At 73.3% G+C, this 21373-nt stretch carries 21 protein-coding genes and 1 pseudogene; 12 read left to right on the top strand and 10 right to left on the bottom strand.

From position 1 onward, the window contains the following. Positions 1 to 9: 9 nt before the first annotated feature. From ACIA6T_RS18715 to ACIA6T_RS18705, 3 genes are all read right to left on the bottom strand, one after another. Positions 10 to 681, bottom strand: coding sequence for a response regulator (locus tag ACIA6T_RS18715; RefSeq protein ID WP_399447572.1), 672 nt, complete (start codon positions 679 to 681; stop codon positions 10 to 12). After that, on the bottom strand, positions 678 to 1874 hold the full coding sequence (locus ACIA6T_RS18710) for a sensor histidine kinase (protein ID WP_399447571.1): 1197 nt from the start codon (positions 1872 to 1874) through the stop codon (positions 678 to 680). The genes ACIA6T_RS18715 and ACIA6T_RS18710 overlap by 4 nt, the downstream gene beginning before the upstream one ends. Positions 1875 to 2264: 390 nt before the next feature. Further along, positions 2265 to 3035 (bottom strand): IclR family transcriptional regulator, encoded by a 771-nt coding sequence (locus tag ACIA6T_RS18705; RefSeq protein ID WP_399447570.1) that lies wholly within the window; start codon positions 3033 to 3035, stop codon positions 2265 to 2267. Between the two features lie 101 nt (positions 3036 to 3136). On the opposite strand from ACIA6T_RS18705, the gene ACIA6T_RS18700 reads away from it, so the two are divergent. Further along, entirely contained in the window at positions 3137 to 4474 is a 1338-nt protein-coding gene (locus ACIA6T_RS18700; protein WP_399447569.1) for a 6-phospho-beta-glucosidase, read from the top strand. Between the two features lie 183 nt (positions 4475 to 4657). On the opposite strand, the gene ACIA6T_RS18695 is transcribed toward ACIA6T_RS18700, so the two are convergent. Next, on the bottom strand, positions 4658 to 5791 hold the full coding sequence (locus tag ACIA6T_RS18695; RefSeq protein WP_399447568.1) for an ATP-grasp domain-containing protein: 1134 nt from the start codon (positions 5789 to 5791) through the stop codon (positions 4658 to 4660). A 240-nt stretch (positions 5792 to 6031) separates the two neighbouring features. On the opposite strand from ACIA6T_RS18695, the gene ACIA6T_RS18690 reads away from it, so the two are divergent. Beyond that, positions 6032 to 6889: a metallophosphoesterase family protein gene (locus ACIA6T_RS18690; protein WP_399447567.1), complete on the top strand. Its 858-nt coding sequence runs from the start codon at positions 6032 to 6034 to the stop codon at positions 6887 to 6889. After that, positions 6886 to 7563, top strand: coding sequence for a 4'-phosphopantetheinyl transferase (locus ACIA6T_RS18685; RefSeq protein ID WP_399447566.1), 678 nt, complete (start codon positions 6886 to 6888; stop codon positions 7561 to 7563). Before ACIA6T_RS18690 ends, ACIA6T_RS18685 begins: the two co-directional genes overlap by 4 nt. A 14-nt stretch (positions 7564 to 7577) precedes the next feature. Here ACIA6T_RS18685 and ACIA6T_RS18680 read toward each other — a convergent pair whose 3' ends face one another. Both ACIA6T_RS18680 and ACIA6T_RS18675 read right to left on the bottom strand, forming a co-directional pair. Continuing rightward, entirely contained in the window at positions 7578 to 7814 is a 237-nt protein-coding gene (locus ACIA6T_RS18680; protein ID WP_399447565.1) for a hypothetical protein, read from the bottom strand. A 318-nt stretch (positions 7815 to 8132) separates the two neighbouring features. Next, a complete protein-coding gene (locus ACIA6T_RS18675; RefSeq protein WP_399447564.1) occupies positions 8133 to 8789 on the bottom strand; it encodes a helix-turn-helix domain-containing protein in 657 nt (218 codons plus the stop codon). 223 nt (positions 8790 to 9012) lie between these two features. On the opposite strand from ACIA6T_RS18675, the gene ACIA6T_RS18670 reads away from it, so the two are divergent. From ACIA6T_RS18670 to ACIA6T_RS18630, 9 genes and pseudogenes are all read left to right on the top strand, one after another. Continuing rightward, positions 9013 to 9672 carry a hypothetical protein gene (locus ACIA6T_RS18670; RefSeq protein ID WP_399447563.1) on the top strand — a complete coding sequence of 220 codons (660 nt, stop codon included), beginning with the start codon at positions 9013 to 9015 and terminating at the stop codon, positions 9670 to 9672. 65 nt (positions 9673 to 9737) lie between these two features. Beyond that, positions 9738 to 10901, top strand: coding sequence for an NAD(P)/FAD-dependent oxidoreductase (locus ACIA6T_RS18665; RefSeq protein WP_399447562.1), 1164 nt, complete (start codon positions 9738 to 9740; stop codon positions 10899 to 10901). Beyond that, positions 10898 to 11197, top strand: a complete 300-nt coding sequence (locus tag ACIA6T_RS18660; protein WP_399447561.1) for a (2Fe-2S)-binding protein — start codon at positions 10898 to 10900, stop codon at positions 11195 to 11197. The genes ACIA6T_RS18665 and ACIA6T_RS18660 overlap by 4 nt, the downstream gene beginning before the upstream one ends. After that, on the top strand, positions 11187 to 12617 hold the full coding sequence (locus tag ACIA6T_RS18655) for an FAD-dependent oxidoreductase (RefSeq protein WP_399447560.1): 1431 nt from the start codon (positions 11187 to 11189) through the stop codon (positions 12615 to 12617). The genes ACIA6T_RS18660 and ACIA6T_RS18655 overlap by 11 nt, the downstream gene beginning before the upstream one ends. A 17-nt stretch (positions 12618 to 12634) precedes the next feature. Continuing rightward, the gene (locus ACIA6T_RS18650) at positions 12635 to 13525 is read left to right on the top strand and encodes a dihydrodipicolinate synthase family protein (RefSeq protein WP_399447559.1); all 891 of its coding nucleotides are present in this window, start codon (positions 12635 to 12637) and stop codon (positions 13523 to 13525) included. A gap of 12 nt (positions 13526 to 13537) precedes the next feature. Next, positions 13538 to 14539, top strand: a complete 1002-nt coding sequence (locus ACIA6T_RS18645) for a proline racemase family protein (protein ID WP_399447558.1) — start codon at positions 13538 to 13540, stop codon at positions 14537 to 14539. After that, positions 14536 to 15195 carry a GntR family transcriptional regulator gene (locus ACIA6T_RS18640; RefSeq protein ID WP_399447557.1) on the top strand — a complete coding sequence of 220 codons (660 nt, stop codon included), beginning with the start codon at positions 14536 to 14538 and terminating at the stop codon, positions 15193 to 15195. Before ACIA6T_RS18645 ends, ACIA6T_RS18640 begins: the two co-directional genes overlap by 4 nt. A 57-nt stretch (positions 15196 to 15252) precedes the next feature. Next, positions 15253 to 16251, top strand: a complete 999-nt coding sequence (locus tag ACIA6T_RS18635) for a LacI family DNA-binding transcriptional regulator (protein ID WP_399447556.1) — start codon at positions 15253 to 15255, stop codon at positions 16249 to 16251. 355 nt (positions 16252 to 16606) lie between these two features. Next, positions 16607 to 17770 (top strand): annotated as a pseudogene (locus ACIA6T_RS18630) (alpha-amylase family glycosyl hydrolase); the annotation flags it as partial. A 28-nt stretch (positions 17771 to 17798) separates the two neighbouring features. Here the strand turns inward: ACIA6T_RS18630 and ACIA6T_RS18625 are convergent. Genes ACIA6T_RS18625 through ACIA6T_RS18610 form a run of 4 tightly spaced genes read right to left on the bottom strand, consistent with a single transcriptional unit; the run spans position 17799 to position 21140 of the window. Then, on the bottom strand, positions 17799 to 18602 hold the full coding sequence (locus tag ACIA6T_RS18625) for an ABC transporter ATP-binding protein (RefSeq protein ID WP_399447555.1): 804 nt from the start codon (positions 18600 to 18602) through the stop codon (positions 17799 to 17801). A 20-nt stretch (positions 18603 to 18622) separates the two neighbouring features. Then, positions 18623 to 19402: an ABC transporter permease gene (locus ACIA6T_RS18620; RefSeq protein WP_399447554.1), complete on the bottom strand. Its 780-nt coding sequence runs from the start codon at positions 19400 to 19402 to the stop codon at positions 18623 to 18625. Continuing rightward, positions 19399 to 20172, bottom strand: coding sequence for an ABC transporter permease (locus ACIA6T_RS18615; RefSeq protein ID WP_399447553.1), 774 nt, complete (start codon positions 20170 to 20172; stop codon positions 19399 to 19401). Before ACIA6T_RS18615 ends, ACIA6T_RS18620 begins: the two co-directional genes overlap by 4 nt. Beyond that, positions 20169 to 21140 (bottom strand): ABC transporter substrate-binding protein, encoded by a 972-nt coding sequence (locus tag ACIA6T_RS18610; protein ID WP_399447552.1) that lies wholly within the window; start codon positions 21138 to 21140, stop codon positions 20169 to 20171. The genes ACIA6T_RS18615 and ACIA6T_RS18610 overlap by 4 nt, the downstream gene beginning before the upstream one ends. Positions 21141 to 21373 lie beyond the last annotated feature (233 nt).

The following is a 21373-nucleotide window of genomic DNA, read 5'->3' as shown; positions in this document are numbered from 1 at the left end:
ACTCACTCCTCAGGGGGAGCCGGGGGCGATCAGACCCGTCTCGTACGCGCAGATCACCGCCTGCACCCGGTCCCTGAGACCGAGCTTGCCCAGCACGTTGCTCACATGGGTCTTGACGGTGTGTTCACTGACGAACAGGGTCGTCGCGATCTCCGCGTTGGACAGTCCCCGGGCCAGCAGCCGCAAAGTCTCCGCCTCGCGGGCGGTGAGCACGTCCAGCCGCTGCGGGGTGGTGGCCTCGGCGGCGGCCCGTTCCCGGCGGCACCGCACGACGTCCGCGACCAGCCGCCGGGTCACGGCCGGGGCGAGCAGTGAGTCACCGGCCGCGACCACCCGCACCGCGTGCGCGAGGTCGTCCCTGCGGACGTCCTTCAGCAGGAAGCCGCTGGCACCCGCGTACAGCGCCTCGTACACGTACTCGTCCAGGTCGAACGTGGTCAGCATGACCACCTTGCAGCCCGACTGCGCGCACACCCGGCGGGCCGCCTCCAGGCCGTCCATCACCGGCATGCGGATGTCCAGCAGCAGTACGTCCGGGGCGTGCCGGCGCACCGCGGCGACGGCCTCCTCGCCGTTCCCGGCCTCGGCGACCACCTCGATGTCGTCCTGGGCGTCGAGGATCATGCCGAAGCCGGCCCGGACCAGTTCCTGGTCGTCGGCGACGACCACCCGGATGCTCATCCGAGGGCCCCCTCCCGGTCGGCGGCCACCGGCAGGCGTACGACGACCCGGAAGCCGCCGTCCGGGCCGCTGCCGGTCTCGGCGCTGCCCCCGCAGGCGGCGGCCCGCTCCCGGATGCCGATCAGTCCGTGTCCGCCGACCGGCGTGGGGGCACCCCGCCCGTCGTCCGTCACCGTAAGGGTCACCTGGTCCTCCGCCCAGTACAGCTCCACCACGGCGTGGGAGGCACGGGCGTGCTTCACGGTGTTGGTGAGAGCTTCCTGGACCACACGGTAGGCGGCGACCTCGGTGTCCGAGGACAGCGGGCAGGGTACGCCCGTGGTGCGCAGCTCGGTGCGCAGCCCCGTGGAGTCCCGCACCTGGCCGACCAGCAGGGGCAGCGCCGCCAGGTTCGGCTGCGGCAGCCGCCGCGCGGCCTCGTCGTCCGGCCGTTCCTCCTTCAACACGCCGAGGATGCGCCGTAGTTGGGCCATCGCGTCCCGTCCGGTCGACGCGATGGTGTCGAACGTGGCCTCCGCGCGCTCCGGATCCTTGCGCACCACCACGGGTCCGGCCTCCGCCTGCACCACCATCAGGCTCACGGCGTGCGCCAGGATGTCGTGCATGTCCCGGGCGATACGGGCGCGTTCCTCGGCGCGGGCCCGCGCGGTGTCCGCGGCCCGCTCCCGTTCCAGCCGGCGGGCCCGGTCCTCCAGTTCGGTGGTGTACGCGCGCTGGACCCGGGCGAGCACCCCGAGGGCGTAGGCGCAGACGAGGCCCATCAGGTGGAAGGCGTACTCGAAGGGCTCGTCGCCCGCCAGGTGCTGCATGGTCACGACGACCCCGATCACCCAGCCCGCGAGCATCATCCGGCGCTGCCAGGGCCTGCCCAGGGCGGCCAGGGTGTACAGGACGACCATCCCGCCGTACAGCACGTCCGGCGGGGGAGCGTGGTACAGCGCCTGCGCCGGGGTGGCGACCGACACGGCCCACGCGGCCGTACAGGGCGCGCGCCGCCGCCAGACCAGCGGTACGGCCGTGGCGGCACCGAGCAGCCAGCCCTGCCAGGTCAGCCGGTCGTCGCCCTCGTAGGGGAAGACCCACTGCAGGGAGACGGCGAACAGCACGAGCGCGGCGAGCGCCGTGTCGAGGGCGTACGGATTCGCCGTACGCCAGCGCACGACGACCGGCGCGAAGGCGGACCGGAGGGACATGAGTGGCTCCTCGGGGAGGGGGCCGTACCAGTATCACGAGGAACCGGGGGCCCGGTCCTCACCGGTGAGAGGGATTTCGACGAGGCTCCGGACATACGCGGGGCGGGACGGCCCGCCGCCCCGGCTCGCGCAACTGCCCTCCCAGGACCGCGGACAAGTGGCGGGCGAGAGAACGGCAGGGACCGGCCGGGGCGGGGCTGCCGGAACGTGAGGTGCCGGCCCCTCGGCCGCGTCCGCTTTCCCCGGGACCCGGCTGCCGGCCCGGGGCCGCCGGTGGTGCGCGGGCGGGAGCCGGGTGTCGGGCCGTGGGAGAGGAGCGGCAGGTTTCTCCGGGTGCGCCGGGGCGGCCGGGTCCCGGGCCGGGGCTGTCGACGGGCCGGGAGTGGGGAATCAGGTCTCTTCGGCGGGGGCCGGAGCGGTCGGGTGCCAGCCCAGGGCTCTGGAGATGCCGCGGGCCGCGAGGCGGAGGGCCGGGGTCAGGGTGGGGGCGCGGGCGCCGGAGTGGGGGACCACGACCGACACCGCGGCGGTGACCCTGCCGTCGGGACCGCGCACGGGCGCCGCCACCGACAGCGCGTCCGGGGTGACCTGACGGTCGCTCACCGCGACGCCCGAGCGCCGTACCTCGGCCAGCACCCGTCGCAGCGGCTCCGGTTCGGTGATCGTGTACGGGGTGAAGGAGGCGAGCGGGCCCGCGCAGTACTCCTCCTGGGAGCCGGGGTCGCTGTGCGCGAGCAGGGCGAGACCGACCCCGGTGGCGTGCAGCGGCCAGCGGGCGCCGACCCGTATGTGCACGCCGACCGCCGACCGCCCCGACAGCCACTCGGTGTAGACGACCTCGCCCCCGTCACGCACCGCCGGCTGCACGTTCTCGTGCGTCGCCTCGTACAGGTCCTCCAGGTACGGCAGCGCGACCTGCCGCAGCGCCGGCCCGCGCGGGGCGAGCGCGGCCAGCTCCCACAGCCGCAGCCCGACGTGGTACGTCCCCGACGCGTCCCGCTCCAGCGCACCCCACCGGGCGAGCTCGCCCACGAGCCGGTGCGCGGTGGTCAGCGTGAGCCCGGCCCGGCGGCTGATGTCCGTCAACGTCAGCGCCGGGTGCGCGTGGTCGAAGGCCGCGAGCACGGACAGCAGACGGTCGGGCGCGGAGCGGCTGGTCATGTCCGGCTGTCCTCCGGTGGGCCGGGTCGGCGGAGCGTACCCCGGCGCGGTCGCGCCGCGAGTAGGGTCGTCCCGGTGCGTCGTGGTGGGAAGGTGCGGGTGTGAAGCTGACGATTCTGGGCGGTGGGGGATTCCGGGTGCCGCTGGTGTACGGGGCGCTGCTCGGGGACCGTGCCGAGGGCCGGGTGACCCGTGTCGTCCTGCACGACGTGGACGCCGGGCGGCTGCGCGCGATCGCCCGGGTGCTGGCCGAGCAGGCCACCGGTGTGCCCGACGCGCCCGAGGTGACCGTCACCACCGATCTCGACGAGGCGCTGCGCGGTGCCGCGTTCGTCTTCTCCGCGATCCGCGTGGGCGGCCTCGAGGGCAGGGCCAACGACGAACGGGTCGCCCTCGCCGAGGGCGTGCTCGGCCAGGAGACGGTCGGCGCGGGCGGCATCGCCTACGGTCTGCGCACCGTGCCCGTCGCCGTCGGCATCGCCCGGCGGGTGGCCCGCCTCGCCCCCGACGCCTGGGTCATCAACTTCACCAACCCCGCCGGCCTGGTCACCGAGGCCATGTCCCGCCACCTCGGCGACCGCGTCATCGGCATCTGCGACTCACCGGTCGGCCTCGGCCGCCGTGTCGCCCGGGCGCTCGGCGCACGGCCGCGGGAGGCGTGGATCGACTACGTCGGCCTCAACCACCTCGGCTGGGTGCGCGGTCTGCGGGTCGCCGGCCGCGACGAACTCCCGCGCCTGCTCGCCGACCCCGCCCTGCTCGGCTCCTTCGAGGAGGGCAGGCTCTTCGGCACCGACTGGCTGCAGTCCCTGGGCGCGGTCCCCAACGAGTACCTGCACTACTACTACTTCAACCGTGAGGCCGTACGCGCCTACCAGGAGGCGAAGCAGACGCGGGGCGCGTTCCTGCACGACCAGCAGGCACGGTTCTACGCCGGGGTGACCGGCCCCGACGTCCCCGCCCTGGAGCTGTGGAACCGCACCCGCGCCGAACGCGAGGCCACCTACATGGCCGAGAACCGGGAGGCGGCCGGCGCGGGCGAACGCGAGGCCGAGGACCTGTCCGGCGGCTACGAGGACGTGGCGCTCGCCCTGATGCGGGCGATCGCCCGCGACGAACGCACCACCCTGATCCTCAACGTCCGCAACCGCGGCACCCTGTCGCCCCTGGACGGGGACGCCGTCGTCGAGGTCCCCTGTCTGGTGGACGCCAGCGGTGCGCACCCCGTCTCCGTCGACCCGCTGCCCGACCACGCCACCGGTCTGGTCTGCGCCGTCAAGGCCGTCGAGCGCGAGGTGCTCGCCGCCGCCCGGTCGGGCTCCCGCGCGACGGCCGTCAAGGCGTTCGCGCTGCATCCGCTCGTCGATTCCGTGAACGTGGCCCGCCGCCTCGTCGACGGCTACACCGCCGTCCACCCCGGCCTCGCCTACCTCGGCTAGCCGGCACGGCACATGGCACACGGCTTCGGGCCGGCCGGTCGCCCCCCGTGACAGCGGCCGACCGACCCGAGCCCCCCGTTCCCCCGTGCTTCCCCCCGGCGGCTTCCCCAAGTCGCCTTCACCATCAAGAGCACGCGGCCCGGCCCCTGATACACCCCCGGCGGAAATTCCCCGAAAAAATTTCTACGCGTGCGCCCCGGTCGCCGTCCGCGGCTCCACGGACGCGGCCGGAGCCGGTACGGCCCCCAGCGCGGGCGCGGCCGTGGACACGTCGGCACGCTGCTGCGGCAACGTCACCGGCGGCAGCGGACGCGGACCCGACACCACCGTGTAGTCCTGGCCCAGGAACGGCGGCACCAGCTCGCCCGGGTCCTCGCCGAGCGCCAGCCGCACGGCGGCCCACGGGGCGTTCACCCCGCACAGCGACAACTGGTGCAGTCCGCCCGCCGGCCGGGTGTTGACGTCCATGAGCACGGGCCGCTCGCCCAGCATCCGGAACTGGATGTTGGACAGGTAATGCAGTCCGAAGCCCTCCGCGATCCGCCGGGCCGGCTCCAGCCACTGCTCGTGCAGTGTGAAGCCCCTGCGCCGGCCGTTCTTGGTGCGCCCCACCGCCAGCCGGATCCGGTTGTCGGTGCCGGTGAGGCAGTCCACCGACACCTCGGGCTGCTCCAGCCGGGGCATCACCAGCCAGTCCACCGGCTCGTCGGCCTCCCGCAGGGCGTCCAGCACCAGGCCGAGCGGCACGTACGGGCTCGGGAAGCCGCTCAGCTGGGTGAGCGAGAAGGGCGCGCGGGTGATCACGCGGAAGCCCACCCCGCCCGCGCCGGACACGGGCTTGAAGCAGGCCCGGTACCCGCCCGCCTCCAACTCGTCGACCGCCGCGACGAGTTCTTCCGCACTGCGGACCCGCCACCACGGCGGCACGGGCACCCCGATCGCCTGGACCGCCTCATAGGCGATCACCTTGTCGTGGAACACGGCCACCGCCTCGGGCGGCGGCGCCAGGAGCGCCGTACCGACCGCCTCGAACTCGGCGCGGTGCGCGACGACCGCCGCCTGGTGCAGCCGGGGCACGAACACGTCGATGCCGCGCCGCTCGCACTGGGCGAGCGCGTACTCGACGTACGCCGCCGGGGACAGCCCCTCGGGCTCGAGTTCGGCGGTGTCGGCGGCGGCCAGCACGGGGGAGTCGGGGTCGCCGTGGGTGGCGTGGATCTCGACGGCCCGGTCGTCGGGATTTCTCCGCAGCTGATCCATGAAGAACACGTTCTCCGCGTACGTGCGGTTGAGCCAGACGCGTACGCGAGAGACCATGCAGGCCGCCTTCCGGGGTTCGCGGGCAGGGCTCAGTGGCCCGCTGCCCGGGCAGGAGTGTGGAGGGTCACCGAACCGCCCTGTGCGCAGGACGTTTCACGGCGGTGGTGATGGGGCAGATCATAGGGCTTCGACAGCCGTTCCCGTACCACACACGAGTGACGGGCCGTGCTTGTTCCGGCGGCACGGATGTGATCTCGTTCGTGAGGGCGTGTGCGACGGCTGAAGGGGAGACGGGTGATGTCGGGGACGTACGGCAGCGGACAGCTGTGGGCCATCAGCGACCTGCACATCGGCTACGCCGAGAACCGTGCCCTGGTCGACGGCATGCGGCCCGAGTCGGACAAGGACTGGCTGCTCGTGGCCGGTGACGTCGCGGAGACCGTGGAGGACGTCCGCTGGGCCCTCAAGACCCTGGCCGGCCGGTTCGCCAAGGTCGTCTGGGTGCCCGGCAACCACGAGCTGTGGACCCATCCGAGCGACCCGGTCACGCTGCGCGGCGTCGCCCGCTACGACCATCTGGTCGAACAGTGCCGCGACCTCGGGGTGATCACACCCGAGGACCCCTACCCCGTCTGGGACGGCCCCGGCGGCCCGGTCGTCGTCGCACCGCTGTTCCTGCTGTACGACTACTCGTTCCTGCCCCCCGGGTGCGCCACCAAGGACGAGGGACTGGAGTACGCGCACGGCACCGGGGTCGTCTGCACCGACGAGCGGCTGCTGCACCCCGACCCGTACCCGAGCCGGGAGGCCTGGTGCCGGGCCCGGGTCGACGAGACCGAACGCCGGCTGGCCGAGGTGCCGGACGGACTGCCGCTCGTCCTCGTCAACCACTGGCCGCTGCACCGCCATCCGACGGACGTCCTGTGGTACCCCGAGTTCGCCATGTGGTGCGGCACCGTGCTCACCGACGACTGGCACCGGCGGTTCCCCGTCCACACCATGGTCTACGGCCATCTGCACATCCCCCGGACCACCCGGCAGGACGGCGTCCGCTTCGAGGAGGTGTCGGTGGGCTACCCGCGCGAATGGCGCAAGCGGGAACAGCCGCCGGGGCGGCTGCGCCGGATCGTGCCGGGGGAGGACGAGGGACGATGATCGAGGAACTGCTGCCGCAGACGGTGGTCGCCGTCGAGGCCCACGGCGACGAGGGCGTCGACGCCCCGCTGTACCCCGAGGAGGAGGCGCTGATGGAGCGCGCCGTCCTCAAGCGCCGCCGGGAGTTCACCGCCGTACGCTCCTGCGCCCGCCGCGCCATGGACAAGCTGGGCGTGCCCGCGCAGCCGGTGCTGCCCGGTCAGCGGGGCGCCCCCGTCTGGCCCGACGGGCTGGCCGGCAGCATGACCCACTGCCAGGGCTACCGTGCCGCCGCCCTGGTGCGCACCGCCGACCTGGCGTCCCTCGGCATCGACGCGGAGCCCCACGCTCCGCTGCCCGGGGGCGTCCTGTCCTCCGTGGCGCTGCCGCGTGAGGCGGCGCGGATCGGCGGGCTGGCCGAGGAACTGCCCGCCGTGCACTGGGACCGGCTGCTGTTCAGCGCCAAGGAGTCCGTCTACAAGGCGTGGTTCCCGCTCACCGGGAAGTGGCTGGACTTCATGGAGGCCGACCTCGACCTCTTCGCCGACCCCGGCGACCACACCCGCGGCGGCTTCCGGGCCACCCTCCTCGTCCCCGGACCGCGCGTGGGCACCCGGGTGGTCGACCACTTCACCGGTCGCTGGATCACCGAGAAGGACCTGGTCGCGACGGCGGTCGCCGTCCCGCACAGCTGAGCGGGACGCCCCTTCTACGGCTTGGGGTGCCAGTCGCGCAGCATCCGGAAGAACACCTCCTCGTTGCCGGCCAGGCCCGCCCGGGCCAGGGCGGTGTCCGCCTCGGCGAGCACGGAGGGCGGCACCATCGGGGGCCCGGCGGGCCCCGGCGGGCCCGACCGGGTGTCGAGGGCGGCGCGCACCGTGTGCAGCAGTCGTAGATAGGCCTGGACGGCGGTGCGCTCGCGGTCGGTCAGTACGGCGGTGGACATCGCTCGGCTCTCCCCGTGTCGAGATCGGTCACCCATCGCCTCCAGCTTGCCGCCCACCACTGACAGTCGGGTCCCGCCGGGTGCCGGTTCGCCCGCCCGGCGGGCACGCACGCCGGGCGCTCCTGCCGCGCCGGCCCGCCATGCCGGGCCACGGCCCGCTCGCTGTCCCGGGCGGGCGGACCGCCGTACGGAATGGCACGGGCCGGCCGCGGCGCCTGTTCACCGCCTCGCGCGGAGCCGCGTACGGGTCGGCCGGCCGTGCCGGGAAGCGTCGGCTCCGCCGGGGACCCGCCGGACGGGCGGCGCGTCGCCCCCGGGTCAGGCCCTGGGCCGCTGGACGCTCTCCAGGAGCATGTCCAGCCACTCCGCGACCTTGTCGCGGTGCTGGTCGGTGGGCAGCTGGGCGGCCCGCCAGGCGATGCCGCGCACCCCGTGGTCCTGCAGCAGCCGCTCCAGCGGGTCGTGGGCCGGAGCCGCCGCCGCCCGCTCCCGGTCCGCGAGTTTCTGCAGCAGTTCCTGCTCGGTGTGCTGGAGCGCGCCCGCGAGCGCCTCGGGGTCCTCGGCGGTGAGGAAACCGGCGTGCACCCGGAAGAACCGCTGGATGGCGTCGCAGTGCTCCATGGTCGGGCGCCGGTCGCCGTTGATCAGCGCGCCGGCCTGCTGCCGGGACATGCCCGCGCCGTCGGCGATCTCCTGCTGGGTGTACTTGCGGCCGTTCGGCTTCAGCCGGGTGCGGCGCAACAGGTCCAGCCGCTGCACGAACCGCGCCTGCACATCGGGCTCGCCCGCGGACCGGCCGCTCAGCAGCGCCTTGACCACGGACTCGGGTACACCGGAGGCGGCGGACAGCCGGCCGACGCCGAAGACCTCGGTGTGCGCCACGCCGAGCCGGTCGGCGAGCGCGGTGACGCGGGCGACGACGGCCGGCAGCGCGGTCGTCGGCGTGGCGCCCGGACCCTCGAAGCCACCCGTCACCGAAAGATCTCCTACGTCTCTCACAGGCTTCTCACAAGCGATTGCCATGAACTTCACGGAGACTAGCCGTTGCCGCGAACCCACATCCAGGTCTCGCCACAACTGTGGCCAATTCCAGCCGTCAACCGGCATGAAATGCCACGATAGTTGACACACCTCACGTGCGGGCAGCAGGATCGGGGCGCCGCGTCAGGGCCGCACAGGCAAGAGGGGTGACCTCCCGATGGCACATCAGGCAGGAGGGCAGCGGCCGGTACCGCGGCCCGTCCCCGGGACTCCCGGGGCCCAGGCCTATCTGCAGGACTACGCCGTCCTCCTGGAGGCGGTCCCCTTCCCCTCCCTGGTGGTCGACCACCGCTGGGACGTGCTGCTCACCAACACCGCTTTCCGGTCGCTTTTCCAGGATGTCGAGCCGCACCCCACGGCCCTGCCCGCCGACAACTTCCTCCGGTTCGTCCTCTTCCACCCGGACGCGGCCACGGTGCTCGGCGACCACGAGTCGAGCTGGTGCCTGCCGATGCTGGCCCACTTCGCCGAGACCGTCGAACGGTACGGCCACGACCACGGCCTGGCGGCCATCCGCCGCGACATCGCCCAGGACCCCATCATGGAGGCCGCCTACCGGCACGGACTGCCGCACTGGCTGCGGGCCGTCGGCGAGCAGGCCGCCGAACACGACGGCTCCGTAAGGCCGTTGCTCCACCCCGACCCGCGCTGGGGCGCCACGGACTGCCGGATCGTCACGGAGACGACCCCGGCCCTCCAGGACATGGACTGCACCCGGCTGACGCTGGTCCTGCGCGCGGCGCACCGCACCCCGTCCGGGAAGCGCGGGTACCGCCGCGCCGCCTCCCACCTGAGAGTGGTCCGCTCAGCCGACTGAGGCGGCCCTTCGCCGGCGATGTCCGCCCTCTTCCCCGCAGCAGTGCTGTGTGACATATTACTGGCGTGAGCGAGCCGCTGACCTGCGATGTCGTGGTGGTGGGCGCCGGGATGACGGGCGCCGCCTGCGCCCTGTACGCGGCCCGGGCGGGCCTGGCCGTGACCGTGGTGGACCGGGGCCCCGTGGCCGGCGGCACGACCGGCGCGGGTGAGGGGAACCTCCTCGTCTCCGACAAGGCGCCCGGCCCCGAACTCGAACTCGCCCTGCTGTCCAACCGGTTGTGGGCACAGGTGGCACAGGAACTGGGCAGGCCGGTCGAGTACGAGGCCAAGGGCGGACTCGTCGTCGCCGAAACCCCCGAAACGCTCGACGGACTGCGGCGGTTCGCGGACACCCAGCGGGCCGCCGGGGTGACGGCCGACCCCGTCCCCGCCGACCGGCTCCACGACCTGGAACCGCGTCTGGCGCCCGGCCTCGCGGGCGGCGTGCGCTATCCGCAGGACGCCCAGGTGATGCCCGCCCTCGCCGCCGCCCACCTCCTGCGCGTCTCCGGGGCCCGGCTGCTCACCGGCCGTGAGGTGACCCGGGTCCTGCGCACCGCCGGCGGCGCGGTGCGCGGGGTGCGCACGGACCGCGGCGACCTGCACGCACCCGCCGTCGTCAACGCGGCCGGCACCTGGGGCGGCGAACTGGCCGCCCGCGCCGGGGTGTCCCTGCCCGTCCTGCCCCGACGCGGCTTCGTCCTGGTCACCGAGCCACTGCCGCCCCGTATCCGGCACAAGGTGTACGCCGCCGACTACGTCGCCGACGTCGCCAGCGACTCGGCGGCACTGCAGACCTCCCCGGTGGTGGAGGGAACGGCCGCCGGGCCGGTGCTCATCGGCGCCAGCCGGGAACGGGTCGGTTTCGACCGGTCCCTGTCCCTCCCGGCGGTGCGGGCCCTGGCGGCGGGGGCGACCCGCCTGTTCCCCTTCCTGTCCGGCGTACGGGCCCTGCGCACGTACGCCGGCTTCCGGCCGTATCTGCCCGACCACCTCCCCGCGATCGGCCCCGACCCCCGGGCGCCCGGACTGTTCCACGCGTGCGGCCACGAGGGCGCGGGCATCGGACTGGCCACCGGCACCGGTCTGCTGATCGCCCGGACCCTGACCGGAGGGGCACCGGAACTGGACCTCACCCCGTTCCGGCCCGACCGCTTCCCCCGTACGACGAAGGAGGCCGAGCAGTGAATCCGCTGGAGCTCGCCGGGGCGGGGCCCGGACCCGCCTTCGAGGTCACCTTCGACGGACGGCGCATCGAGGCGCTGCCCGGCCGGACGGTCGCCGCCGTGCTGTGGGCCGCGGGGGTCACCTCGTGGCGCACCACCCGGGGCGGCGGACGCCCCCGCGGGGTGTTCTGCGGGATCGGGGTGTGCTTCGACTGCCTGGTCACCGTGAACGACCGTCCCGACCAGCGGGCCTGTCTGGTCCCGGCCCGGCCGGGCGACATGATCCGCAGCCAGGAGGGGACGGGCCGTGCGGACTGACCTCGCGGTGATCGGCGCGGGACCGGCGGGACTCGCCGCGGCCCTCGCGGCGGACCGGCGCGGTCTGCGGGTCGCCCTGGTCGACGCGGCTCCGGAGCCGGGCGGACAGTTCTACCGGCAGCCCGCCGCCGGACTCCGCGCGGAACGCCCCCAGGTCCTGCACCACCGGTGGCGCACCTGGACCCGGCTGCGGGACCGGCTCGCCACCAGCTCCGTGCGCGTGCTGAGCGAGCACCACGTGTGGTGCGTGGAACGGACACCCGACGGACCGACCGTGCACGCGCTGCTCGGACCGGAGCAGGAGAAGCCGGCCGAGGTGCACGCCGCCGCCGTACTGCTGGCCACCGGCGGATACGAGACCGTGCTGCCCTTCCCCGGCTGGACCCTCCCCGGAGTCGTCACCGCGGGCGGCGCCCAGGCCATGCTCAAGGGCGGGCTCGTCGTACCGGGCCGGACCGCCGTCGTCGCCGGGACCGGGCCGCTGCTGCTGCCGGTGGCGACCGGGCTCGCGGCGGCGGGCGTACGGGTCGCCGCACTGGTGGAGTCCGCGGACCCGGGCCGTCTGCTGCGGCACACCGGAGCGCTGGCCGGCAAGCTGCCCGAGGGCGCCGGGTACGCGGCCCGGCTGCTGCGCCACCGCGTGCCGTTCCTCGCCCGCCACACCGTCGTCCGCGCCCATGGCGACAACCGGCTCACCGGTGTCACCGTCGCCGCCCTCGACGCACAGGGCCGCGTCCGGCCCGGCACCGAACGCCGACTGCCCTGCGACGCCCTCGCGGTGAGCCACGGCATGCTCCCGCACACCGACCTCGCCGAGAGCCTCGGCTGCCGCCTCGACGGACTCACCGTGGCCGTCGACGCGGAACAGCGCACCGACGTACCCGGCGTGTGGGCGGCGGGCGAGGCCACCGGTGTCGGCGGCGCCGCGCTCGCGCTCGCCGAGGGGCACATCGCCGGCCGCTCGATCGCCGCCCGGCTGCGGGGCACCGTACCCGACCCCGGTGAGTGGGCCCCGGCCGCCAGGGTGCGTGCCCGGCTGCGCGGGTACGCCGCCGCCCTCGACGCCGCCTACGCCCCGCCCGCCCACTGGACCGACCGGGTCACCGACGACACCGTGGTCTGCCGCTGCGAGGAGGTCACGGCGGGCGCGGTCCGCGAGGCCCTCGCGCTCGGGGCCGGGGACACCCGCACGGTCAAGCTGCTCACCCGGGCCGGCATGGGCTGGTGCCAGGGCCGGATGTGCGAACCGGCGGTCGCCGGGCTCACCGGATGCGAACCCGCCCCGTCCCGGCGGCCGTTCGCCCGGCCGGTGCCACTGGGCGTACTCGCCGAACAGCACGAACAGCGCGAACAGCGCGAACAGCGCGAACAGCGCGAACAGCGCGAACAGCGCGAACAGCGCGAACAGCGCGAACAGTAGACCGAGAGAGGACCCTCATGACCGACCACCGTCCCTGGCGCGGCGTCCTCGTCGCCACCGCGCTCCCGCTGAACGACGACCTCTCCGTGAACCACGACCGCTACGCCGAGCACTGCGCCTGGCTCGTGGACAACGGCTGTGACGGCGTCGTACCGAACGGATCCCTCGGTGAGTACCAGGTGCTCACCCCCGAGGAGCGCGCCCGGGTCGTCGAGACGGCCGTCGCCGCGATCGGCGGGGAGCGCGTCATGCCCGGCGTCGCCGCCTACGGGTCCGCCGAGGCCCGCCGCTGGACCGAGCAGGCTGCCGAGGCCGGCTGCCGGGCCGTGATGCTGCTGCCGCCCAACGCCTACCGCGCCGACGAGCGTTCCGTCCTCGCCCACTACGCCGAGGCCGCCGCGGCCGGACTCCCGGTCGTCGCCTACAACAACCCCATCGACACCAAGGTCGACCTGGTACCGGAACTGCTCGCCCGGCTGCACGGCGAGGGGTACGTCCAGGCCGTCAAGGAGTTCTCCGGCGACGTCCGCCGCGCCTACCGGATCGCCGAACTCGCCCCCGAACTCGACCTGTTGATCGGCGCGGACGACGTCCTGCTGGAACTCGCCGTCGCCGGCGCCAAGGGCTGGGTGGCCGGCTACCCGAACGCGCTGCCCCGGTCCTGCGCGGAGCTCTACCGCGCCGCCACCGGCGGCGACCTCGACACCGCGCTGCCGCTGTACCGGCAACTGCATCCCCTTCTGCGCTGGGACTCACGGGTGGAGTTCGTGCAGGCGATCAAACTGTCCATGGACCTCGTCGGCCGCCACGGCGGCCCCTGCCGACCGCCCCGCGTACCGCTGGAGCCCGGTCAGGAGGCGGCCGTCCGCGCGGCCACCGAGAAGGCCGTCGCGGCCGGACTCGCGTAGGGAGGGCCGGACATGCGCAGCAAACTCGTCCTGCACGCCGTCGACTCGCACACCGAGGGCATGCCGACCCGCGTCGTCACCGGCGGCATCGGCACCATCCCCGGCGCGACGATGAACGAGCGGCGCCTGTACTTCCGTGAACACCGCGACGACGTCAAGCGGTTGCTGATGAACGAGCCGCGCGGACACTCCGCGATGAGCGGCGCGATCCTCCAGCCGCCCACCCGGCCCGACTGCGACTGGGGCGTCGTCTACATCGAGGTCTCCGGCTACCTCCCGATGTGCGGGCACGGCACGATCGGCGTCGCGACGGTGCTCGTCGAGACCGGCATGGTCGAGGCCGTCGAACCGGTCACCACCATCCGCCTGGACACCCCCGCCGGGGTCGTCGTCGCCGAGGTGGCGGTCGAGGACGGCGCCGCCACCGCCGTGACCCTGCGCAACGTGCCGTCCTTCGCCGTCGCCCTCGACCGGAAGGCCACCCTGCCCGACGGACGCACGGTGACCTACGACCTCGCCTTCGGCGGCAACTTCTACGCCATCCTGCCGCTGGACCGGCTCGGACTGCCCTACGACCGGTCCCGCAAGGACGACATCCTCGCGGCAGGCCTGTCCCTGATGGAGGCGATCAACGCCGAGGGAGAACCGGTCCACCCCGAGGACCCGTCCATCCACGGCTGTCACCATGTCCAGGTGACCGCTCCCGACGCCACCGCCCGCCACTCCCGGCACGCCATGGTGATCCACCCCGGCTGGTTCGACCGCTCGCCCTGCGGCACCGGCACCAGCGCCCGCATGGCCCAGCTCCACGCGCGCGGCGAACTCCCGCTGCACACCGAGTTCGTGAACGAGTCCTTCATCGGCACCCGGTTCACCGGCCGGCTGCTCGGCACCACCGAGGTGGCCGGCCGCCCGGCGGTGCTGCCCAGCTTCACCGGCCGGGCCTGGATCACCGGCACCGCCCAGTACCTGCTGGACCCGCGCGACCCCTTCCCGGCGGGGTTCGTCCTGTGAACACCGCCCTCTCCGACCTGGGAGGCCGCAGGCCCAGCTACCGCGAGCGGGTCGCGGACGCGCTGCGGGCCGCGCTGATCGCCGGGGAGCTGCGTCCCGGCGAGGTGTACTCGGCTCCCGGCCTCGCCGCACGCTTCGGGGTCTCCGCCACCCCCGTGCGCGAGGCCATGCTCGACCTCGCCAAGGAAGGGCTGGTCGACACCGTGCCCAACAAGGGCTTCCGGGTCACCGCCGTCTCCGACCGGCAGCTCGACGAGTACACCCACGTCCGCGCACTCATCGAGATCCCGACGACGGCCCACCTGGCCGCCACCGCGGACCCGGTGGCGCTCCATGCGCTGCGCCCGGTCGCCGAGGAGATCGTCACCGCCGCCGCGGCCGGTGACCTCATCGCGTACATCGAGGCCGATCAGCGCTTCCACCTGGGGCTGCTGGCGCTCGCCGGCAACGGCCACCTGGTCGAGGTGGTCCGGGACCTGCGCCGGCGCGCGCGGCTGTACGGGCTGACCGCGCTGGTGGAGCAGGGGCGGCTGGAGGCGTCGGCCGAGGAGCACCTGGAGCTGCTCGACGCGCTGCTCGCCCGGGACACGGAGGCCGTACGGACCGTGATGACCCGCCACCTCGGACATGTCCGAGGGCTCTGGGCGGCGCCTTGACAGCGAATGTGCGCGGAGACGCAAGCCGCTTGCGTTTCTTGCGCTACTCTTGCGCGCATGGCACGACGACTTGCTGTGGTGGCGAAGAAGGTCGGGGTCAGTGAGGCCACGGTCAGCCGGGTGCTCAACGGCAAGCCCGGAGTCTCCGAGGCCACCCGGCAGGCCGTGCTCTCGGCCCTGGACGTGCTCGGCTACGAGCGGCCCACCCAGCTGCGCGGTGAGCGCGCCCGGCTGGTCGGCCTGGTCCTGCCCGAGCTGCAGAACCCGATCTTCCCGGCCTTCGCGGAGGTCATCGGCGGCGCGCTCGCCCAGCTGGGTCTCACGCCGGTGCTGTGCACCCAGACGCGGGGCGGCGTCTCCGAGGCGGACTACGTGGACCTGCTGCTCCAGCAGCAGGTGTCCGGCGTGGTGTTCGCCGGCGGGCTGTACGCCCGGGCCGACGCGCCCCACGACCACTACCGCCGGCTCGCCGAGCGCGACATTCCGGTCGTCCTCGTCAACGCGGCCATGGAACACCTCGGCTTCCCGGCCGTGTCGTGCGACGACGCCGTGGCCGTGGAGCAGGCCTGGCGGCATCTGGCCTCGCTCGGACACGAGCGCATCGGGCTGGTGCTCGGCCCCGGCGACCACATGCCCTCGGCGCGCAAGCTGGCCGCCGCCCGCGCGGTCGCGGGGGAGGTGCCCGAGGAGCACGTCGCCCGCGCCATGTTCTCCGTCGAGGGCGGTCACGCCGCCGCCTCCCGGCTCATCGAGCGGGGCGTCACCGGCTTCATCTGCGCCAGCGACCCCCTCGCCCTCGGCGTCGTACGGGCCGCCCGCCGCAAGGGACTCGACGTGCCCGGACGGATATCCGTCGTCGGATACGACGACTCGGCGCTGATGAACTGCACCGAACCCCCGCTCACCACCGTCCGGCAGCCCATCGAGGCCATGGGCAAGGCGGTGGTGGAACTGCTGAACGCGCGGATCAGCGGCAGTGCGGTGGTCCCAGAGGAGCTGTTGTTCGAGCCCGAGCTGGTGGTGCGGGGGTCGACCGCCCAGGCGCCCCGTTCCTGAGATCCACTCTGCTGTTCAATAATTTCACATCCTGCGCGACATCTTGCGGACCGATGTCGTCGGTGCTTGAGTGTGCCCCGCCCACCGCTCCTGTTCCGAGGGGTTCACCGTCAACTGCATTCCGTCCAAGAGCGCCGAGGTCGACCGGCGGTTCTTCGAAGAGGACGTCGCCGCCTTCGAGAGGAAGAACCCCGGCATCGACGTCGTCCCGCACGAAGCGTTCCCCTGCCAGGACCCGAAGACGTTCGACACCAAACTCGCCGGCGGGCAGGTGGAGGACGTCTTCCACGCGTACTTCACCGACGCACGGCACGTGGTCGACATCAACCAGGCGGCCGATCTCATCCCGTACGTAGGGGAGTTGAAGAGCGACGACTGGCGGTCGGAGTTCGGCGGTCCCGCCTGGAGCAGGCCGGACGACGGTGACTGGTACCTCCACCTGTTCGCCCCCGAACAGCCCGACCTCGACTGGACCCATCCCGCCGTCCGCCAGGAGCACGAGGACATCCTGCGCTTCTGGTTCGAGCGGGGCGTGGCCGGTGTGCGCGTCGACTCCGCCGCACTGCTGGTGAAGGACCCCCGGCTGCCCGACTTCGTCGAGGGCCGCGACCCGCACCCCTATGCCGACCGCGACGAACTCCACGACGTCCACCGGGGCTGGCGCGCCGTCGCCGACGAGTACGGTGGCGTCTTCGTCGGCGAGGTCTGGCTCCCCGACACCGAACGCTTCGCCCGCTACCTGCGCCCCGACGAACTGCACACCGCGTTCAACCTCTCCTTCATGACCTGCCCCTGGGACGCGGCACGACCGCGCACCTCCATCGAGGACACCCTCGCCGAACACGCGCCGGTCGGCGCCCCCGCCACCTGGGTGCTGTGCAACCACGACGTCACCCGCACGGGCACCCGCTACGGCCGCGCCGACACCGGCTTCGACTTCGCCACCAAGGCCTTCGGCATCCCGACCGACCTCGGCCTCGGCACCCGCCGGGCCCGCGCCGCCGCCCTGCTCTCCCTGGCCCTGCCCGGCGCGGTCTACGTCTACCAGGGCGAGGAACTGGGCCTGCCCGAGGCCGACATCCCGCTCGACCGCATCGAGGACCCCATGCACGCCCGCTCCGGGGGCACCGACCCCGGCCGCGACGGATGCAGGGTGCCGCTGCCGTGGACGGCCGACGCACCGCACGCCGGTTTCGGCGGCGAACCGTGGCTGCCGCAGCCCGCCGGCTGGGCGTCGTACGCGGCCGACCGGCAGGCGCGGGAGCCCGGCTCGATGCTCGCCCTCCACCGCGAGGCGATCCGGCTGCGCCCGGTCCTCGGCGACGGCCCGCTCACCTGGCTGTCCACCGCCGACGGCGTGCTCGCCTTCACCCGCGCGGACGGCGGCACCCTCTGCGTGGTGAGCCTCGCGGACACGCCCGCCACCCTCCCGGACCACACCGCGCCGCTCCTCGCCAGCGGCCCCCGGGACCCCGACGGACGACCGCCGAAGGACACCGCGGTCTGGCTGCGCGCCTGAGGCTCCGCCTCGGAACGTCCCGTGTTGTTCAGTGAAGCGGAGGCGTATCCGTCTTGGCCGTGGCGACCCCGAGCTTCGCCGCCTGGACCTGCTCGTACACATGGGTCCGCAGTTCGGCGAAGCGCGGTGCCACGCGGGTGCCCAACTGGTCCCGTTCGGCGGGCAGGTCGACCTTCAGCCGCTCCCGTACGACGGTGGGGGAGGCGGACAGCACGATCACCCGCTCGCCGAGGTACACCGCCTCGTCGATGTCATGGGTGACGAACAGGACCGTGATCCCGCGCTCCCGCCACAACCGCCGTACCAGGTCCTCCAGATCGGCGCGGGTCTGCGCGTCCACCGCCGCGAACGGCTCGTCCATCAGCAGCACCTCGGGCTCGTACGCCAGCGCCCGCGCGATCGCCACCCGCTGCTGCATACCGCCGGAGAGCTGCCACGGGTACGCCCCGGCCGCGTCCGCGAGCCCCACCGAGGCGAGGGCGTCCGCGACCAGCTCGTGGCGCCGCGCCTTGCCCAGGTCCCTCTGCTTCAGCGGGAGTTCGACGTTCTGCCCGACCCGCATCCACGGGAACAGGCTGCGCCCGTACTCCTGGAACACGAACGCCATGCCGGGCGGCGGACCGTCCACCTTCCGCCCGGCCAGGAACACCTCGCCGGCCGTCGGTTCGAGCAGCCCGCCCACGCACTTCAGCAGCGTCGTCTTGCCGCAGCCGGACGGGCCGACCAGACAGACCAGTTCACCGGCCTCCACGGTGAAGGTCAGGTCGCGCACCGCCTCGACGTGTCGCCCCGAACCCTCGTACACCTTCCGCAGGCCGCGTACGTCGAGCATCGACCGCCCTTTCGCGAGATTCACCGGGACCGCCGGGCGGCGGCGCGCAGACCGTGGTACCAGCCGAGCGCCCGCCGTTCGACCAGCTGGAAGAGGACCGAGAGGACGAAGCCGAGCAGACCGAGCAGCAGGATGCCGGTCCACATGTCGGGGATCGCGAAGGAGCGCTGGAACTGCACGACGGCGAAGCCGAGACCGTTGCTGGCGGCGAACATCTCGCTGATCACCATCAGGATGATGCCGATCGACAGCGCCTGCCGCAGACCCGCGAAGATCTGCGGGCTCGCGGAGGGCAGCACCACGTCCTTCAGACGCGCGGCGCCCGCGATGCCGTAGGAGCGGGCCGTCTCGGTCATCACCGCGTCGACCGCGCGGACCCCCTCGACCGTGTTGAGCAGCACCGGCCAGACACAGCCACTGGCGATGACGACGATCTTCATCGTGTCGCCGATGCCCGCGAACAGCATGATCACCGGCACCAGCACCGGCGGCGGCACGGCCCGCAGGAACTCCAGTACCGGCTCGCACACCGCGCGCACCCTCCGGTAGGAGCCGATCAGCGTGCCGAGCGCGACGCCGACGACGGCGGCGAGGGCGTAGCCCGCCGTGAGCCGCAGCACGCTGGGCAGCACGTCGCCGCGCCACCGCTCACCGGTCCACACGTCCGGGAACGTCTCCAGGATCGTGCGCAGCGGCGGCCAGTACACGTCCTCGCTGCCGGCCGAGGACACCCACCAGACGGTCACCAGCACCACGGGCAGCGCGAGCGCGAACACCAGCCGCAGCAGCAGCCGCCTCACACCGCCACCTCCCCGCGCACCGACTGGTGCCAGGCCAGCGCCCGCCGTTCCACCGACCGGGCCCCGACGTTGATCAGCAGCCCGAGCAGTCCGGCGACGACGATCAGCGCGTACATCTCGGGCACCGCCTGCGAGGTCTGCGCCACGGCGATCCGGGCGCCCAGCCCCGGTGCCCCGACGACGAGTTCGGCGGTGACGGCGAGGATCAGGGCGACCGCCGCCGCCAGCCGCACCCCGGTCATCACGTACGGCAGCGCGGTCGGCCACAGTACGTGCCGGACCCGCGCCCAGGTGCCGAGCCCGTACGACCGTGCCGTCTCCTCGGCGACCGGGTCGACGTCCTGGACGCCGTACAGGACCTGGATCAGCACCTGCCAGAAGGAGGCGTACACGACCAGGAGCAGCACCGACTCCAGTTCGGTGCCGTACAGCAGCACCGCCAGCGGGATCAGCGCGACCGACGGGATGGGGCGCAGGAACTCGACCGTGGACGCCGTCGCCTCGCGCAGATACGGCACCACCGACAGGACCACCCCGGCGACGATCCCCGCCCCGACCGCGATCGCCAGGCCCAGCGCCCAGCCGGTGAGGGTGTCGCCGAGCGCGGTCCAGAAGGCGCCGTCCGTGAGCTCCGTGCCGAGCGCGTCGGCGATGCGGCCGGCCGGCGGGAAGTAGTCCTCCTCGACCAGGCCGAGCCGCGGCACCGCCTCCGCGAGGAGGAGGAAGGCCGCGAGCCCGGCCGCACCGAGGGCGGTGTTCGCGCCCCTCACGGCAGCAGCTCGTCCAGGTCCGGTGTCTGCTTGAACAGGCCGTCCTGGGCACCCAGTTCCGCCAGCCGCTCGATGGCGGCGCGGTCGGGTTCGGCCGGCCACTTCGGCAGGGTCACCTTCGCCAGCACGTCCGCGGGGATCTTCGTGTACGTGGTGACGATCTCGCGCACCTCGTCGGGGTGGGAGTCGGCGTAGGCCAGGGACTCGGCGGTGGCCTCCTGGAACCTCTTCACCACCTCCGGGTTCTCCTGCGCGTACTTGACGGAGGTGAAGTACATGGCGACGGTGAGCTTCGGGGCTATGTCGATCATGGGGGAGGCGATCTCCCGGCCGCCCTGGCTCTTGACGGTGGCCAGCGCCGGTTCCACCACCATCGCCGCGTCGATCCGCCCGGCGTCGAGCGCGGCCGGCATCTGGTCGAAGGCCAGCTCGACCAGCTCCACCTTGTCGGGGTCGCCGCCCGCCTCGCGCACCGAGGCGCGCACCGCGGTCTCGTTGACGTTCTTCAGGGTGTTGATGGCGACCTTCTTGCCCTCCAGCTCCTTCGCCGACTTGATGGGGCTGTCGCCCTTGACGGTGAGCGCCTCGAAGTCCTTGCCCACCTCACCGGTCGAGGCGATGCCGTTCGCCACCGCCTTCACCGGCACGTTGTTGGACCGGGCGATCATCAGCGAGGTCATGTTGGAGAACCCGAACTCGAACTGGCCGCTGGCCACGCCGGGCACGATGGCGGCGCCGCCCTGCGCACTGGAGAAGTCGAGCTTCAGCCCGCGCTCGCCGAAGAAGCCCTTCTTCTGGCCCAGATACAGGGGCGCCACGTCGACGATGGGGATGAGGCCCACCGTCACGCTGGTGGTGCCGCCGGACGAGCCGGCCCCGTCCGGCTCGTCGGAGTCGGACGAGCCGCAGGCCGTCGCGGCGGTCAGGACGGACAGGGCCGTGAGGCCGATGAGCGGACGACGACGCATGACTGTGACTCCCGCGGTGGGACCGGACCGGATGCTCCGACAGGCTGTGCGCAGAGAGAACGAGTGTGCCGATCGGGAACGTAGGGCCCGCGCCGAGACACGGTCAATCCCCGTACACCGTCCAATTGTCGACGACCGCATCGTGGACAACCGCTCAGGTGCGGACGCATCGTTGACAGTCGGATCGCGCACTCATGGCGTGCGCGACGCGTACGCTCGTACGTCTTCCCGGA

The organism is Streptomyces sp. NPDC051740, from assembly GCF_044453165.1.
GTDB lineage: Bacteria > Actinomycetota > Actinomycetes > Streptomycetales > Streptomycetaceae > Streptomyces > Streptomyces atrovirens.
Note: the sequence above shows the minus strand (reverse complement) of the source record. Positions and strands in the feature narration are given on the sequence as shown.

What these genes read in the sequence shown, in the direction of transcription:
- ACIA6T_RS18705 (WP_399447570.1), bottom strand. Translation starts at nt 3,035, where the DNA reads ATGACCAGCCGCTCCGCGCCCGACCGTCTGCTGTCCGTGCTCGCGGCC.
- ACIA6T_RS18710 (WP_399447571.1), bottom strand. Translation starts at nt 1,874, where the DNA reads ATGTCCCTCCGGTCCGCCTTCGCGCCGGTCGTCGTGCGCTGGCGTACG.
- ACIA6T_RS18715 (WP_399447572.1), bottom strand. Translation starts at nt 681, where the DNA reads ATGAGCATCCGGGTGGTCGTCGCCGACGACCAGGAACTGGTCCGGGCC.
- ACIA6T_RS18635 (WP_399447556.1), top strand. Translation starts at nt 15,253, where the DNA reads ATGGCACGACGACTTGCTGTGGTGGCGAAGAAGGTCGGGGTCAGTGAG.
- ACIA6T_RS18645 (WP_399447558.1), top strand. Translation starts at nt 13,538, where the DNA reads ATGCGCAGCAAACTCGTCCTGCACGCCGTCGACTCGCACACCGAGGGC.
- ACIA6T_RS18650 (WP_399447559.1), top strand. Translation starts at nt 12,635, where the DNA reads ATGACCGACCACCGTCCCTGGCGCGGCGTCCTCGTCGCCACCGCGCTC.
- ACIA6T_RS18695 (WP_399447568.1), bottom strand. Translation starts at nt 5,791, where the DNA reads ATGGTCTCTCGCGTACGCGTCTGGCTCAACCGCACGTACGCGGAGAAC.
- ACIA6T_RS18685 (WP_399447566.1), top strand. Translation starts at nt 6,886, where the DNA reads ATGATCGAGGAACTGCTGCCGCAGACGGTGGTCGCCGTCGAGGCCCAC.
- ACIA6T_RS18625 (WP_399447555.1), bottom strand. Translation starts at nt 18,602, where the DNA reads ATGCTCGACGTACGCGGCCTGCGGAAGGTGTACGAGGGTTCGGGGCGA.
- ACIA6T_RS18680 (WP_399447565.1), bottom strand. Translation starts at nt 7,814, where the DNA reads ATGTCCACCGCCGTACTGACCGACCGCGAGCGCACCGCCGTCCAGGCC.
- ACIA6T_RS18670 (WP_399447563.1), top strand. Translation starts at nt 9,013, where the DNA reads ATGGCACATCAGGCAGGAGGGCAGCGGCCGGTACCGCGGCCCGTCCCC.
- ACIA6T_RS18690 (WP_399447567.1), top strand. Translation starts at nt 6,032, where the DNA reads ATGTCGGGGACGTACGGCAGCGGACAGCTGTGGGCCATCAGCGACCTG.
- ACIA6T_RS18610 (WP_399447552.1), bottom strand. Translation starts at nt 21,140, where the DNA reads ATGCGTCGTCGTCCGCTCATCGGCCTCACGGCCCTGTCCGTCCTGACC.